This is a genomic window from Nocardia sp. NPDC059236, from assembly GCF_042754085.1.
In the GTDB taxonomy this organism is placed as follows: domain Bacteria; phylum Actinomycetota; class Actinomycetes; order Mycobacteriales; family Mycobacteriaceae; genus Nocardia.
This window is the reverse complement of the sequence record NZ_JBHZAF010000005.1, coordinates 295,444-308,838: the sequence shown is the minus strand read 5'-3', so window position 1 is coordinate 308,838 and position 13,395 is coordinate 295,444. Positions and strand designations below refer to the sequence as shown.

15 protein-coding genes are annotated in these 13,395 nt (G+C 68.9%); 5 read left to right on the top strand and 10 right to left on the bottom strand.

Features of this window, described 5'->3' with window-relative positions; all coding sequences use genetic code 11:
• Positions 1-60: 60 nt before the first annotated feature.
• The 3 genes from ACFXIV_RS16015 to ACFXIV_RS16005 all read right to left on the bottom strand — a co-directional run bounded on the left by ACFXIV_RS16015 (position 61) and on the right by ACFXIV_RS16005 (position 2,129).
• The gene (locus ACFXIV_RS16015) at positions 61-1,182 is read right to left on the bottom strand and encodes an NAD(P)H-dependent flavin oxidoreductase (RefSeq protein WP_379396951.1); all 1,122 of its coding nucleotides are present in this window, start codon (positions 1,180-1,182) and stop codon (positions 61-63) included.
• A gap of 139 nt (positions 1,183-1,321) precedes the next feature.
• Complete coding sequence (locus ACFXIV_RS16010) at positions 1,322-1,732, bottom strand: NUDIX domain-containing protein (RefSeq protein ID WP_379396949.1); 411 nt, start codon at positions 1,730-1,732, stop codon at positions 1,322-1,324.
• A 19-nt stretch (positions 1,733-1,751) separates the two neighbouring features.
• Positions 1,752-2,129 (bottom strand): ArsR/SmtB family transcription factor, encoded by a 378-nt coding sequence (locus ACFXIV_RS16005; RefSeq protein WP_379396947.1) that lies wholly within the window; start codon positions 2,127-2,129, stop codon positions 1,752-1,754.
• 112 nt (positions 2,130-2,241) lie between these two features.
• Between ACFXIV_RS16005 and ACFXIV_RS16000 the strand changes: the two genes are divergently transcribed.
• A complete protein-coding gene (locus tag ACFXIV_RS16000; protein WP_379396945.1) occupies positions 2,242-3,486 on the top strand; it encodes an MFS transporter in 1,245 nt (414 codons plus the stop codon).
• A 61-nt stretch (positions 3,487-3,547) separates the two neighbouring features.
• Here the strand turns inward: ACFXIV_RS16000 and ACFXIV_RS15995 are convergent, their stop codons facing one another.
• Positions 3,548-4,117, bottom strand: a complete 570-nt coding sequence (locus ACFXIV_RS15995) for a TetR/AcrR family transcriptional regulator (RefSeq protein ID WP_379396944.1) — start codon at positions 4,115-4,117, stop codon at positions 3,548-3,550.
• A gap of 39 nt (positions 4,118-4,156) precedes the next feature.
• On the opposite strand from ACFXIV_RS15995, the gene ACFXIV_RS15990 reads away from it, so the two are divergent.
• Positions 4,157-5,401 carry a KasA/KasB family beta-ketoacyl-ACP synthase gene (locus ACFXIV_RS15990; RefSeq protein WP_379396942.1) on the top strand — a complete coding sequence of 415 codons (1,245 nt, stop codon included), beginning with the start codon at positions 4,157-4,159 and terminating at the stop codon, positions 5,399-5,401.
• Positions 5,402-5,436: 35 nt separating this feature from the next.
• Here ACFXIV_RS15990 and ACFXIV_RS15985 read toward each other — a convergent pair whose 3' ends face one another.
• A complete protein-coding gene (locus tag ACFXIV_RS15985) occupies positions 5,437-5,850 on the bottom strand; it encodes a hypothetical protein (RefSeq protein ID WP_033091132.1) in 414 nt (137 codons plus the stop codon).
• The gene (locus ACFXIV_RS15980; protein ID WP_379396940.1) at positions 5,847-6,128 is read right to left on the bottom strand and encodes a hypothetical protein; all 282 of its coding nucleotides are present in this window, start codon (positions 6,126-6,128) and stop codon (positions 5,847-5,849) included. Before ACFXIV_RS15980 ends, ACFXIV_RS15985 begins: the two co-directional genes overlap by 4 nt.
• Positions 6,129-6,341: 213 nt before the next feature.
• On the opposite strand from ACFXIV_RS15980, the gene mtnA reads away from it, so the two are divergent.
• The 3 genes from mtnA to mtnC are packed head-to-tail and all read left to right on the top strand — an operon-like array spanning position 6,342 to position 9,295.
• Positions 6,342-8,003: an S-methyl-5-thioribose-1-phosphate isomerase gene (mtnA, locus tag ACFXIV_RS15975; RefSeq protein ID WP_379396938.1), complete on the top strand. Its 1,662-nt coding sequence runs from the start codon at positions 6,342-6,344 to the stop codon at positions 8,001-8,003.
• A gap of 33 nt (positions 8,004-8,036) precedes the next feature.
• Positions 8,037-8,615 (top strand): acireductone dioxygenase, encoded by a 579-nt coding sequence (locus ACFXIV_RS15970; protein ID WP_379396936.1) that lies wholly within the window; start codon positions 8,037-8,039, stop codon positions 8,613-8,615.
• Entirely contained in the window at positions 8,612-9,295 is a 684-nt protein-coding gene (gene mtnC / locus ACFXIV_RS15965; protein ID WP_379396934.1) for an acireductone synthase, read from the top strand. The genes ACFXIV_RS15970 and mtnC overlap by 4 nt, the downstream gene beginning before the upstream one ends.
• Before the next feature lie 77 nt (positions 9,296-9,372).
• On the opposite strand, the gene ACFXIV_RS15960 is transcribed toward mtnC, so the two are convergent.
• Genes ACFXIV_RS15960 through ACFXIV_RS15945 form a run of 4 tightly spaced genes read right to left on the bottom strand, consistent with a single transcriptional unit; the run spans position 9,373 to position 13,339 of the window.
• Entirely contained in the window at positions 9,373-9,963 is a 591-nt protein-coding gene (locus tag ACFXIV_RS15960; protein ID WP_379396932.1) for an ATP/GTP-binding protein, read from the bottom strand.
• On the bottom strand, positions 9,944-10,321 hold the full coding sequence (locus tag ACFXIV_RS15955) for a DUF742 domain-containing protein (protein ID WP_354832682.1): 378 nt from the start codon (positions 10,319-10,321) through the stop codon (positions 9,944-9,946). The genes ACFXIV_RS15960 and ACFXIV_RS15955 overlap by 20 nt, the downstream gene beginning before the upstream one ends.
• On the bottom strand, positions 10,318-10,743 hold the full coding sequence (locus ACFXIV_RS15950; RefSeq protein WP_040857697.1) for a roadblock/LC7 domain-containing protein: 426 nt from the start codon (positions 10,741-10,743) through the stop codon (positions 10,318-10,320). The genes ACFXIV_RS15955 and ACFXIV_RS15950 overlap by 4 nt, the downstream gene beginning before the upstream one ends.
• On the bottom strand, positions 10,721-13,339 hold the full coding sequence (locus tag ACFXIV_RS15945; RefSeq protein ID WP_379396930.1) for a nitrate- and nitrite sensing domain-containing protein: 2,619 nt from the start codon (positions 13,337-13,339) through the stop codon (positions 10,721-10,723). Before ACFXIV_RS15945 ends, ACFXIV_RS15950 begins: the two co-directional genes overlap by 23 nt.
• Positions 13,340-13,395 lie beyond the last annotated feature (56 nt).

Here is a 13,395-nt window from a genome sequence, read left to right as displayed (position 1 = left end):
GCAGCCCCTACCCAACGCGCCGAATCGCCTGAGCATCAGGCGGTGTCGATATCCTGAGAATCAGGCGTTGTTGAGCTTGTTCAGCCGCTCGCAGGACTCCAGGTACTCGGTGATGAGCCGCTGCACCACGTCGGCGGAGCGCTCCATCTTGTTCATCATGCCGACGACCTGGCCGACCGGATTGAAGTTCACGTCCTTGGCCTGCTCCGGGTACCGGTGCCCGCGCTTGACGCCGTCGAGAGCGACCATCATCTGCAGCGGCATGCCCAGCGGCTTCGGATTTTCCGGCTGCTCCCAGGCCTCGGTCCAGTCGTTCTTGAGCATGCGGCAGGGCTTGCCGGTCCACGAGCGCGAGCGCACGGTATCGGAGCTGGTGGCGTCGATGTAGGTCTGCATCTGGGCGGGCGGCACATTGGCCTCCTCGACGGTCAGCCACAGCGAGCCGGTCCACGCGCCCGCCGCGCCCATGGCGAGGGCGGCCGCGACCTGGCGGCCATTGCCGATACCACCGGCCGCGAGCGCCGGCATGTCGCCGATGGCGTCGATGACCTGCGGCCACAGCACCATGGAGGCGATCTCACCGCAGTGGCCGCCGCCCTCGGTGCCCTGCATGACCACGAAGTCCAGCCCGGCGTTCTTGTGGTTGAGCGCGTGCTTGACCGAACCGCACAGCGCGCCGATGAGGCGGCCGGAGTCCTGGATCTGCTTGATCACGTCATCGGGCGGGGTGCCCAGCGCGTTGGCGACCAGCTTGGCCTTGGGGTGCTTCAGGATCACCTCGATCTGCGGAGCGACCGTGGTGGCGGTCCAGCCCAGCAGCTGGTTGTGGTGCTCCTCCGGCGGCAGGTGCGGCACGCCGTGGTCGTTGAGGATCTTCTCGGCGAAGTCGCGGTGCTCCTGCGGAACCAGCTTGGCCAGTTGGGCTTCCAGCTCCTCGGGGCTCAGGCCCTCGACGCCCTTGCCCTCGTACTTGGAGGGGATGACCAGGTCCACGCCGTAGACGCTCTGTACGTGCTCGTCGAGCCACTGCAGCTCGACCTCGAGCTGTTCGGCGGTGAACCCGACCGCGCCGAGCACACCCAGACCGCCCGCATTGCTGACCGCGGCGGCCACGTCCCGGCAGTGGGTGAAGGCGAAGATGGGTACGTCGATGCCGAGGCGATCACAGATCTCGGTACGCATGGTGTGGTGGGCTCCTCTGAACTTTCCGGCACTGGAAATGTTGTGCCCACCACACTAGAACATGTTCTACATTCGGACCAGTCTCTCGATGCCTACCCGAAGGTCACTGTCAACAACATGTTCTAGTTGCCGGAAACGGTCAGCCGCGTGCGAGCAGGCCGTCGGCGTGCAGATCGTCGAAAAGGAGCTGGTCCACAGGCGGGACGTGCGGCCGATCGGCGTAGGTGAACCAGGCGATCTCGTCGATCTCACTGCTGGCCGCGAGCGTGCCGGAGTACTCGGCGGTGTAGCAGGCCATGCGCACGACGGCGTCGGGAATCAGGGCCTCGTAGGTGCCGACGTGGGCGACGGTGTCCGGCGCGAGTTCGACCGTGAGCTCCTCGCGGATCTCGCGGACGAGGGTTTGCAGATCGGTTTCCGCGCCCTCGCGTTTGCCGCCGGGGATAAAGAAGATGTCCTTGCCGCGCGGCCGCGCGCACAATATGTGACCGTCCTCGATTCGCACCCAGGCCACGGTGTCGATCAGCCGCTGCTCCCGCTCCGTCTGCATGGGCGCAGCCTAGCGGGCGTCAGTCCGCGGGCTCCCAGGCGGCGACGAGGTCGAGCAGGCCGGGGAAGCGGGCTTCGAGGTCGTCGATGCGGACCTGGCTGCGGCGTTCGAGGCCGTACTGGCGCTGGCGGGTGATACCGGCTTCGCGCAGCGCCTTGAAGTGGTGCGTCAGTGACGATTTCGGGCGGTCGATGCCGAACCAGCCGCAGGAGTGGTCGTAGGCCTCGGATTCGAGCAGCAGCTTCTGGACGATGTGCAGCCGCAGCGGGTCGCTGAGCGCGCCCATGACGGTCTCGAGTCGCAGCTCGTCGAGTCCGGGTTCCGGCAACGGATCCGGCACGACGGCCGGTTCCGCGGGGAGCGTGAACGTCGGCGCGGGGCGCTGCTTGGCCGGCATCGATGAACTCCTCACTATCGGCGCTTGTACGACTTTGATCGTACAGCATGCTATGTTCGACTTCGTTCGTACTAGTTCGAGTCGATTCGAACTTTGAGTGGAGGTAGTGGAAGTGGTTGCGACACAATCTCGTCCGGCACAGACCGCGGAGCCGATCGATCTCGGAATCGCATCTCGCGTCGCCCCGGCGTGGTGGATCTGGCTCGCGGCGTGGCCGGTGACCGCGGTCTTCGTGCTCTCGAACGCGGCGACGCCGCTGTATGTGCTGTGGCAGCGCGACGTCGGGTTCTCCAAGGGCACGATGACCGTGGTCTTCGCGTTCTACATCGTCGGTTTGCTCGGATCGCTGCTGGCGTCCGGCGTCGCCTCGGACCGGCTCGGCCGCAAGGCCGTGTTGATCCCGGCGCTGATCCTCGCGGCGGCCGCGTGTCTGATCTTCGCCACCGCGCCGAGTGTGATCGCGCTGATGATCGCTCGCCTGCTGACCGGTATCGCGGTGGGCGCTGCGGTGTCGGCGGGCATGGCCGCCGTGACCGATGTCGCCGGACCTGAACGCAAGCACCTGGGCGCGCTCTTCGCCTCGACGGCGATGGTGCTGGGCGCGGGCGTCGGCCCGCTGCTGTCCGGTGTCCTGTCCGAAACCGTCCCGGCCCCGACGGTCACCGTCTTCCTTGTCGAGATCGCGCTGCTGGCAACCGCTTTCGTGACGGTACTGCGGATGCCCGTCGGCCGTCCGGCGCACCGGGGTGCGGGTTCATGGATCCGGGTGCCCCGGGTGCCCCACGCGAACCGCCGCCAGCTCTTCCTCGGCATCGCGGTGTTCGCGCCCGGAATCACGGCCACGTCCTTCGTTCTGTCCCTGGGCCCGGCCCTGCTGTCCGGCCTGCTCGGCACGACGAGCCGAATCGTCGCCGGCGCCATGGCCTTCGCGATGTTCTTCACCGCCACCGCCGTCCAGTTCGCCGCCCGATCCCTGCCGCGCCCGGCGACGATGGCGATCTCCGCCACCGCGACCGCTCTCGCGATGCTCACCCTCGTGATCGCCGTCCACACCCACTCACCGACCTCCCTGATCGCCTCGGCGCTGCTCGCCGGGGCGGGCCAGGGCTTGGGCCAGCTGGGTGGGCTCTCCCTGCTCAACCACGCCGTCCCGACCGCTCGCCTGGCAGAAGCCAATGCGGCGTTCAATATCGGCGGCTACATCCCCGCCGGTCTGCTGCCCGTCAGCGCCGGGTACCTGAGCGACATCGTCGGCCTCTCGACCGGCGCGACGACCTTCGCACTGACCCTGCTGGCGCTGTCGGTGCTGGCCATCGGCGCAATCCTGCGCAATCGCCCCGCCCTCACTCCGGCCTGACCCGCCGGCATGCCTTGGCGCAGCACCCTTTCCAGTGTGTGCGCCAAGGCATGTTCGCTGTTCACGAGGGCGTGGGGATGGCCTGGGCTATGAGGAGGTTCACGGCGCGGTGGACCCGGGTGGTGTCGCCCGTGACCCACCAGTCCTGGATCAGGCCGCGCATACCCGAGATCAGCAGGGTGGCCGAGGCCTCGGGGTCGGGGATGGTGGGGTCGATTCGGCTGAGGGACCGGGTCATTGCGGTGATGAGCACCAGGATGGCGTCGGTCGCGTAGGCCTTGAACGGGCTGTTGGGGACGGTGGCCGCTCCGAGAACCTGGAGCAGCACCGGGAGGCTGGTCGCGAACTGGCCTGCGGTGTTGATCGCGAAGGACGCCGAGAGTCGCTCACGGAGGACCTCCGCGGAGTCGATGCCCGAGAACAGTGCGGCGATATCGGGCCGCTGGGTTTCCAAGGCGGCGACCAGCATTGCCTCTTTCGTTCCGAAGTAGTGGATCAGCATGCGGGAGCTGGTGCCCAGGTATTCCGCCAGCGGGCGCAGGGAGAGTTCGGCCAGGCCGTACTCGGCGATGTAGGCGATGACGCCTTCGAGGAGCTGAGCGCGGCGGGCGTGGTCGAGTGGGCGGGGCACGGGTTGACTGTAGCGGGTGGTACAGGTATCCATGTCAGCATGAGTGTAACGACTGGTACAGAAACTCGCCGGGGCGTCGTGGTGACGGCAATGGCGGCAACCACCTGCCTGGGGGCCGACCTCGACACCACCTGGTCGCGACTGCTGGTGGGGGACAGCGGGATCGGCACGCTCACAGACGATTTCGTCACCGACAACGACCTGCCGGTGCGGATCGGCGGGCGGCTGGTCGCGCAGCCGGGAGAGCAGTTGACCCGGATCGAGCAGCGGCGGATGTCGTTCGTGCAGCAGCTGGCACTGGTACTGAGCCGGCAGGTCTGGCGGGAGGCGGGGACGCCGGGCGTCGAGGCGGAACGGCTGGCGGTCGCCGTGGGCACCGGGCTCGGCGGGGGCGAGGCACTGGTCAATGCCGTGGACCTGATGAAGGCCGGGGGCTACCGGAAGGTGCCGCCCATGACGGTGCCCATGGTCATGCCCAACGGTTCGGCGGCCACCGTCGGATTGGAGATCGGCGCGAAAGGCGGTGTGTACGCACCGGTTTCGGCCTGCGCCTCGGGCGCGGAGGCCATTGCGCACGGCTGGCGACTGATCGCCACCGGTGAGGCCGACGTGGTGGTGGCGGGCGGCGTCGAGGGACACATCGACGCGGTGCCGATCGCCAGTTTCGCCATGATGCGGGCCATGAGCACCCGCAATGACGAACCCGAGCGCGCCTCACGGCCTTTCGACAGGGACCGGGACGGGTTCGTGTTCGGCGAGGCGGGCGCGCTGCTGGTGCTGGAGTCGGAAGCGCATGCGCGGGCGCGGGGTGCGCGGATGCTCGGCCGGGTCCTCGGCGCGGGCATCACCTCGGACGGCTACCACATCACCGGCACCGCGCCCGACGGTGACGGCGCCGCCCGCGCCATGCGCAAGGCCCTCACCACGGCCGGCCTGACCGGCGCGGACATCGACCACGTCAATGCCCACGCCACCGGCACTCAGATCGGCGACGCCTCCGAGGCGAAGGCGATCATGACGGTCGCGCCGCATGCCTCGGTGTACGCACCCAAATCGGCCCTCGGCCACTCCATCGGCGCGGTCGGCGCCCTCGAGGCCATGCTCACCCTGCGCACGCTCAACGAGCAGATCGTCCCGCCCACACTGAATTTCGAGACCCCGGACCCGGATACCGAGCTGGATGTGGTGGCCGACAAGCCGCGCCATCAGGAGCTCCGGTACGCGCTGAGCAACTCCTTCGGCTTCGGCGGCCACAATGTCACCCTCGCCCTGGGACGCGTCTGATCGATAGCCCTTGGGCCGCAGCCGGATTCGAAAGCTCAGGGCAACTTGTCCGTCTGGACACGCGGGTCCAGCTTGCGCAGCGTATCGGGGCGGTCGGTCAGACACGGCCAATCCCGGCTCACCGCTTCGAGAGTCGCATGCCCGGCCGGAATGAGTGCGTCCGCGTCGGGGCGATCGGCGAGGGTGTCGCCCAGATGATCACTGGCCGGGCGGTCGAGGGGCTGGATGACGGTGTTCGGCAGATCCAGCAGCACCGAGAGGATGTCCAGGCGGCCGGGCGGAATCAGCGCGCGGGCCGCGGCGAGAGCGGTGGCCGGGACGATGATGGTGTGGCCCGCGTCCGCGGTCGCCCACACCACCGATTGCACGTATGCCACGCGATGCGCCCAGGCGGTCAGCGCTGCGGTGTCGAACACGACACCGCCCAGCGTCGGGGCGGCGGGGGTCATGCCGCGCCGGCGTGATCGCCGGGATCCTCCTTGTCCGATAAGGGCGGCAACCCCTGCACGGCACGGGCGCGATTGATCAGATCCAGCGGCGGGCGGCCGCCGAGCGCGTTCTCCAGGCGGGCCAGCGATTCGGCCCGATCGACCCGGGTCTTCACGGATTCGGCGACGAACGCGGAAATCGAGGCGATGCGGCCGGTGCTGCGCCAATCGTCGAGGGTGGCAGCGATCTCCTCCGGCATCGTCACGGTGATCTTGCGGGTACGACGCGGTCTCGCCATACCGCGATGGTAGAGCGGTATGGCGCGCGGACGCGAGCTGACATCGCCGAAAGACGCACTACCCGTTCCCGGGGCATCCCGCACGAAAACCGGCCATTCGGATTGCGCTGATCCGAAACCTGCCGGTCAGGCGCGGATCCGAGTTCGATACGGTGGAGTGTGCCCACGGCCGTGGGCGTCGCCGCAATTCTCCAGTCAAGAGGACAGAACTAGATGGATCAGAGTTCGATCGCGTGGGCCGACGGTGCGCTCGTCACCATCGACCAGCGGGCGTTGCCGCACGAGGTGCGGGAGCTTCGGATCACGACGGTCGACGAAGTCATCGATGCGATCAAGACTCTGGCCGTGCGCGGGGCACCGGCGATCGGCGTGTGCGGCGCGTTCGGTGTGGTGATCGCGGCCCGTGCCGCCACCACCGATGGCGTGGTCGACGCCGGGCAGGTCGAGGACGAGGCCGCGCGGATCGCGGACGCCCGGCCGACCGCGGTGAATCTGGCCTGGGGTGTGCAGCGCACGCTGGCCAAGCTTCCCGAGGGACTGCAGGCCATGCTCGACGAAGCCCTCGACATGCTGGCCGAGGACGGGCGGGTGAATCTGGCCGCCGCCACCGCGGCCGCCGATCTGATCCAGCGCCTGTGCGCGGACCGCCCGCTGCGGCTGCTCACCCACTGCAACACCGGCCGCCTGGCCACCACGGCATGGGGGACCGCCATCGGCGCGCTGCGGGTGCTGCATCAGCGGGGCGCGCTCGCCGAGGTGATCGTGGACGAGACCCGCCCGCTGCTGCAGGGCGCGCGCCTGACCGCGTGGGAGATGGCCGAAGCCGGTATCCCGCACCGGCTCACCATCGATTCCGCCGCCGCGTGGGCCATGGCCACCGAGCAGGTGGACGCCGTGGTCGTGGGCGCGGACCGGATCACCGCCGACGGGTCGGTCGCCAACAAGATCGGCACCTACATGCTGGCCATCGCGGCGCAACACCACGGCATTCCGTTCATCGTGGTCGCACCCGAATCGACGCGGGACATCTCGACTGCGAAGGGCTCCGACATCGTGGTGGAGCAGCGCGCCGCGACCGAGGTGACCGGATTCGGCGGCGTCGCAACGGCTCCCGAGGGCACGAAGACGTTCAACCCGGCCTTCGACGTCACTCCGGCCGAGCTGGTGACCGCGGTGGTGACCGAGTTCGGGGTGCTCGAGGACCCGGCGGCCGCGCGGACTTCCGCGTCGGCGGTGACCACCCCGAAGTCTGCGGCGGGCGCGGAGATCGCGGAGATCGCGCGCGGCCTGTACGCCAGCGGCTGGATGCCCGGCACGGCCGGCAATATCTCGGTGCGCCAGGGCGATACGGCCCTCGTCACCGCCAGCGGGTTGTCGAAGGGCGAGCTCACCGCCTCCGACATGGTGACCGTCGCCGTGGTCGACTCCAAGCCCGTCGACGCTTCGGGCCGCAAGCCCTCGGCGGAGACCACCATCCACACCGCCGTCTACCGCACCCGCGGTGCCGACGCGGTGGTGCACGTACACCCGCCGCACGCCACGGCCGTCTCGATCACGACGGCCGGATCAGGCGTCACCACAGCGCGTTTCGCCGGCTACGAGCTCATCAAGGGCCTCGGTTCGGCCCGCCCGGATGTCATCGACATCCCCGTGTTCCCGAACCACGCCGATGTCCCGCAGATCGGCGCGGATATCGAGAAGTACCTGACCGAGCATCCGGAGGCCCCGCCGGTGCTGTTCATCGCCGGGCACGGCATCACCGCCTGGGGTTCGAGCCTGGCACAGGCGCGCGATCGCGCGGAGTGCCTCGAGGCCATGTGCCAGCTGACCGCCTTGACCGGACACCGCGAGATTCCGGTGGGCGACCATGTATGAACTGAATACTGCGTTCCGAGAAAGGAACCTCCTATGACTCTGTTGCAGATCATGTCCGACAAGGACGCCGGTGATGTGGTGCTGCGCACCGACGATGACGCGGTGATCGCCGCCGAGCTGGCCGAGCGCGGCATCACCTTCGAGCGCTGGCCGCTGCTGGAGGGTTTCAGCGCCGCCACCACCACCGAGCAGCTGCTGGCCGAATACCAGGGCCGCATCGACGAATTGAATGCCGACGGCCGCTACAAGTTCATCGACGTGGCGCGCATCCACCCCGACGACAGCGATCTGGAGTGGCCCGCCAAGGCGGTCGCCGCCCGCACCAAGTTCCTCGACGAGCACCGCCACGCCGAGGACGAGGTCCGCTTCTTCGCGGCCGGCACGGGCTGCTTCTATCTGCACCTGGGCGACGAGGTGCTGGCCACCGTGTGCACCGCGGGCGATCTGGTCTCGGTGCCGGCCGGCACCCTGCACTGGTTCGATATGGGCACCCGGCCGGAGTTCGTGGCCGTGCGCTTCTTCGAGGAGGAGGACGGCTGGATCGGCGATTTCACCGGCGACAAGATCTCGTCCGGCTTCCCGACCCTCGACGAACTACTGGCCCCGGCATGATCAAGGCGGTCGTGCTCGATATCGAGGGAACCACCAGCCCGACCAGTTCGGTGCGGGAGGACCTCTACGGCTACACCCGCGACCGGCTCCCGGCCTGGCTGGCCGAGAACACCGGCGGCGCAGCGGATCCCATCCTCGAGGCCACCCGCGCCCAGGTGAACCGCCCCGGCGCCGACGCCGCCGAGGTGGCCCGGATCCTCATCGAGTGGCTCGATACCGACGTGAAGTCCGAGCCGCTCAAGGCCGCCCAGGGCATCATCTGCGCCGAGGGCTTCCGCAACGGGTCCCTGCACGGCGAGTTCTTCCCCGACGTGCCGCCGGTGCTGCGCGCCTGGCGCGACGCCGGTCTGGAGCTCTACATCTACTCCTCGGGTTCGGTTCGCAATCAGAAGGATTGGTTCGCGTTCGCCCGGGGCGGCGATCTGTCCCCGCTGATCAGCGGGCACTTCGACCTGTCCACCGCGGGCCCGAAGCGCGAAGCCTCCTCCTACGAGAAGATCGCGAGCGCCATCGGCGTCCCTGCCGACCAGATCCTGTTCCTGTCCGACCACCCCGACGAGGTCGACGCCGCCGTGGCGGCCGGCTGGCAGGCCATCGGTGTCACCCGCCCGGGCGAGCCGAACAGCCCGCGCGGCTCGCACCGCTGGATCGGCGACTTCGCCGACGTCGTGCCCAACTGACCTGCCGCACAAGCGAAGACGAGGCGAGCCCGTCCGGATTTCTCCGGGCGGGCTCGCCTCGTATTCCGGGACAGCTGTCAGTGCACGCCGGCGGTGGCAGCCCGGTCGATGAGGTACTCGACCAGCGTCATCAGCACGTTCTTGCACGAGCCGCGGTCGCGGGCGTCGCACAGCAGTACCGGGATTCGCTCGTCCAGGTCGAGCGCGTCGCGGACCTCGGACGGGGTGTACAGGGGCGCGCCCTCGAAACAGTTGACGGCCACCGTGAAAGCGACGCCGCGGCGTTCGAAGAAGTCGATCGCCGCGAACGAGCCCTCCAGGCGGCGGGTGTCGGCCAGCACGACCGCGCCCAGCGCTCCGCGGGCCAGTTCGTCCCACAGGAACCAGAAGCGGTCCTGGCCGGGCGTGCCGAACAGGTAGAGCACCAGGTTCTGGTCGATGGTGATACGACCGAAGTCCAGCGCCACCGTGGTGGTGGTCTTGCCCTCGACGCCGCGCAGATCGTCGACGCCGGCGGACAATTCGGTAATGAGTTCTTCGGTGCGGAGCGGAGTGATCTCACTGATCGCCCCCACCATCGTTGTCTTGCCCACGCCGAAGCCGCCCGCGATGAGGATTTTCACCGAGGCGGCCATGGGCTGGGCGGTATCAGAGTTTTCGAATGCCATCGAGTACCGCTCGCAGAATGTTGAGGTCACCGGGCGCGGCCTCGGGGGAGGCCGGGGCCCGGAAGTTGAGGATGTTGTCTGAAATCAGGTCCCCCACCAGGATTTTGGTCACCGCCAGCGGCAGCCGCAGGGCGGCCGAGACCTCGGCCACCGACAGCGGCAGCCGGCACAACCGGACGATTTCCGCGTACTCCGGTTCGACACGACGCAGCGGTGGGGCGGCATTGGGTACCACCACCACCGTGAGCATGTCCAGATCGTGTCCCGCACCCATGGTTCGGCCACCGGTCCGTGCGTAGGGGCGCACGAGCGGACCGGCCGCGTCATCGAACCACTGTTCCCCCGGCCCCGGCCTCATGACAGTCGGGGGTTGCCTTGTCCGGCCAGATTGTGGCGCGGGGTGGTGGACAGGTAGTTGCCTACGCGCTGCACGGTCAGGTTCATCTCGTAGGCGACCATGCCGAGGTTGGCTTGTTCGGTGGCCTGTAGCGCGAGGCAGGCGTGGCTGCCGGCGGCGGTCACGAACAGCACCGCGCGCTCGAGTTCGATGACCGCCTGGCGGACGCCGCCGCCGTCGAATCTGCCTCCGGCGCTGCGCGCCAGGCCGTAGAGGGTGGAGGACATGGCACCGAAGTGCTCCGCGTCCTCGCGGCTCATGGCGGAGGAGCGGCCCAGCAGCAGCCCGTCGGTGGAGTGCACCACCGCGTGACGGACGCCTGCGAGCCGGTCGACCAGATCATCGAGTAGCCAGTTGAGATCACCAGCGTTTGAGGTGGTCACCGTCGCCTTCCTGTCGTTCCGACTGTGTGCCTTCGAAGAAGGCCTGGGACTCAGGCCCGAACGAACCGGGGTCGGCCTGGCGGCCCTGCCTGGTTCCGTTTTCGATGGCGGAGAAAAGGTCTCGGGCCTGCTCGGCCGTGCGGGTGGCCTGGACCGTCGACTCGGGGGCCGACTGCTCCTGCGCCAATTCCGGTGCGAGACTTGCCTGCCGGCGCCTACGCGGGAGCGCGGGCCGGGCGTCGGAGCCAGTGTAATGGGAGCGCCCGAATTCGCGAGACCGGAAGCCGTTTTCCACCGGCGGGACGGGTTCGGCCGGCGGATTCGGGTTCGGCCGCGGGTTGGTCGGCGGGTCGAACGGCGTTGCGGCTCCGAAGGACATGACCGGCGGCACCAGCGAGCCGGTGGACGGCCCGAACGGCTCCGGTTGGGGCGCGACCGGGGCCACCGGCGCGCTGGGCGCGACGGGCGGTTCCGGTGCGGCCGGGGGTGTGTAGGCCTCGTAGCCGACGATGGGCAGCTCGTAGCTCGAGATCATCGACGGGGGAACCGCCGGCGCCGCGGGGAGCTGCGGCAGCGCGGCCACCGCCAGCGAGGCCGCGGACGGCTCGGCGGCATCCAGCTGCCGCGGCACGACCGGGATCTCGCCGGTGCGGCCCGAGGGCTGCACGACCACGCTGTTGGGCACCAGCACGATGGCCCGCACGCCGCCGTAGTCGGATTCGGTGAGCCGCACCGAGATCCCGTTGCGGGCCGCCAGCTGGGCGACCACGAAGCGGCCGAGGCGGAAGTCGTCGGGCAGCATGGCGACACCGAAATCGGGTGCGTTGCGCAGGATCTCGTTGATCCGCGCCAGCTCCTCCTCGGGCATGCCCATGCCCTGGTCGATCACCTCGATGGCGACGCCCTTGCCGACCACGTTGCCGCGCACCTCGACCTGCGACTGCGGTGGCGAGAAGTGGGCGGCATTGTCGACGAGTTCGGCGAGCAGGTGCACGAGGTCGGCGACCGCGCTGCCCGCGATGGACACGTCGGGCAGCCGCGCGATCTTGACGCGGGTGTAGTCGAGGGTCTCGCCGACGGCCGAGCGCACGATCTCGAGCAGCTGCACGGGATTACGCCACTGCCGGCCGGGCTGACCGCCCGCGAGAATGATGAGGTTCTCGGCGTTGCGGCGTTCGCGGGTGGCCAGGTGGTCGAGGCGGAAGTAGATGTCGAGCAGCGCCGGATCCTCCTGCGACGACTCCGCGGCGTCGAGGATCTCCAGCTGGCGGTGCACGATGACCTGGCTGCGGTGGGCGATATTGAGGAACATCGCCTTGACGCCCTCACGGGTGCGGGCCTCGGTGACCGCGGCGGTCACGGCGGCGGAGTGGGCGTGGGTGAACGCCTTTGCCACCTGGCCGATCTCGTCGTGGCCGAAGTCCAGCACCGCGGCCTCGGCGGCGATGTCGACCGGCTGGCCCGTCCGAAGCTTGGCCATGATCTCGGGCAGCCGATCGTCGGCCAGCACCAGGGTCTCGTTGCGCAGGCCCTTGAGGCGGCGGATGATCCGGTTCGCGAGCACCAGCGACACCAGGAAGGCCAGCCCGGACACCGCCAGCATGCCGCCACCGGCGAGCGCGGAGTTGCGCGAATTGCTGTCGGCCACATCGGCGGCCATCTTCTCGTTGTGGCGGCTCATCTTCTCCCACAGGTGCAGGATCTGGGTGTTGAGCCGGGCAACTGTGTCGCGCCACTCCTGCGCGGTGAAGGTCAGCGGTGCGACCTGCGGTGTGCCACCGGGTTTCACGGGCGGCACGGTCATGGGGTCGAGTGCCCGCGACAGCAGCACGTTCTCCATCATGACGATCTTCGTCCAGTCCGGATCGTTCATGAGGGCCTGCATGTCGACGTCACCGTTGGTGCCGTCGCCGCCGGCCAGCACGCCGAGGTTCACCCGGTAGGTGCCTGCCACGCGGGAGAATTCGATGGCCAGCTCGGGTGGCAGGGTGCCGCCGGCGAGCAGGACCTCGCCGACCGCGGCCTCGCGGGAGAGCATCTCGGCGGCCTGCACGACCTGCAGGCCGTTGGCGACCTCCAGGGCCACTTCGGAACTGGGCGCGGTGTCGGCGACGATGCGGGTGCCGATCCAGACGAACTCGAGCAGCTTGCCGTAGAAGTAGTAGACGTCGGAGATCGACACCGCATTGGTGTCGATCTGGGTGCGCAGACCTGCCAGCTGGCGGGTCAGGGTGAGCAGCCCGCCGACGTCGCCGGTGACGGATTTCGGGCCGAGGTTCTCCATGGCGGCGCTGACCGGCGCCATGCCCTGCAACGCAGTGTCGAGACGGGTGCGCGCCTGCGCCAACGACTTCGGATTCGCGTCGTCGCCTCCACCCATCTGGGAGAGGGAGAGCTGGCGCTCCTGCTCCACCGCGGCGATCACTTCTCCGGTGGGCGGTCCCGCGGCGGACAACGCGTCCGCCCAATCCCGCGCGTGCTTGCCCTCGACCACCAGGTACCCCGCGCCACCCACGCCGATCACGAGCAGCGCCAGGCTCGGGACAAGTGCGATGGCGAGCACGCGGGTCCGGACCCCGAGCCTCGCTCTGAACATCCGGCAAAGGTAACGGGGCGTAAGTCACATATGCCCCACCGATCCCGTTGAGCGGG

What these genes read in the sequence shown, in the direction of transcription:
- mtnC (WP_379396934.1), top strand. Translation starts at nt 8,612, where the DNA reads ATGATCAAGGCGGTCGTGCTCGATATCGAGGGAACCACCAGCCCGACC.
- ACFXIV_RS15985 (WP_033091132.1), bottom strand. Translation starts at nt 5,850, where the DNA reads ATGACCCCCGCCGCCCCGACGCTGGGCGGTGTCGTGTTCGACACCGCA.
- ACFXIV_RS15980 (WP_379396940.1), bottom strand. Translation starts at nt 6,128, where the DNA reads ATGGCGAGACCGCGTCGTACCCGCAAGATCACCGTGACGATGCCGGAG.
- ACFXIV_RS15970 (WP_379396936.1), top strand. Translation starts at nt 8,037, where the DNA reads ATGACTCTGTTGCAGATCATGTCCGACAAGGACGCCGGTGATGTGGTG.
- ACFXIV_RS15955 (WP_354832682.1), bottom strand. Translation starts at nt 10,321, where the DNA reads ATGAGGCCGGGGCCGGGGGAACAGTGGTTCGATGACGCGGCCGGTCCG.
- ACFXIV_RS15960 (WP_379396932.1), bottom strand. Translation starts at nt 9,963, where the DNA reads ATGGCATTCGAAAACTCTGATACCGCCCAGCCCATGGCCGCCTCGGTG.
- mtnA (WP_379396938.1), top strand. Translation starts at nt 6,342, where the DNA reads ATGGATCAGAGTTCGATCGCGTGGGCCGACGGTGCGCTCGTCACCATC.
- ACFXIV_RS15945 (WP_379396930.1), bottom strand. Translation starts at nt 13,339, where the DNA reads ATGTTCAGAGCGAGGCTCGGGGTCCGGACCCGCGTGCTCGCCATCGCA.
- ACFXIV_RS16010 (WP_379396949.1), bottom strand. Translation starts at nt 1,732, where the DNA reads ATGCAGACGGAGCGGGAGCAGCGGCTGATCGACACCGTGGCCTGGGTG.
- ACFXIV_RS15990 (WP_379396942.1), top strand. Translation starts at nt 4,157, where the DNA reads ATGAGTGTAACGACTGGTACAGAAACTCGCCGGGGCGTCGTGGTGACG.
- ACFXIV_RS16005 (WP_379396947.1), bottom strand. Translation starts at nt 2,129, where the DNA reads ATGCCGGCCAAGCAGCGCCCCGCGCCGACGTTCACGCTCCCCGCGGAA.
- ACFXIV_RS16015 (WP_379396951.1), bottom strand. Translation starts at nt 1,182, where the DNA reads ATGCGTACCGAGATCTGTGATCGCCTCGGCATCGACGTACCCATCTTC.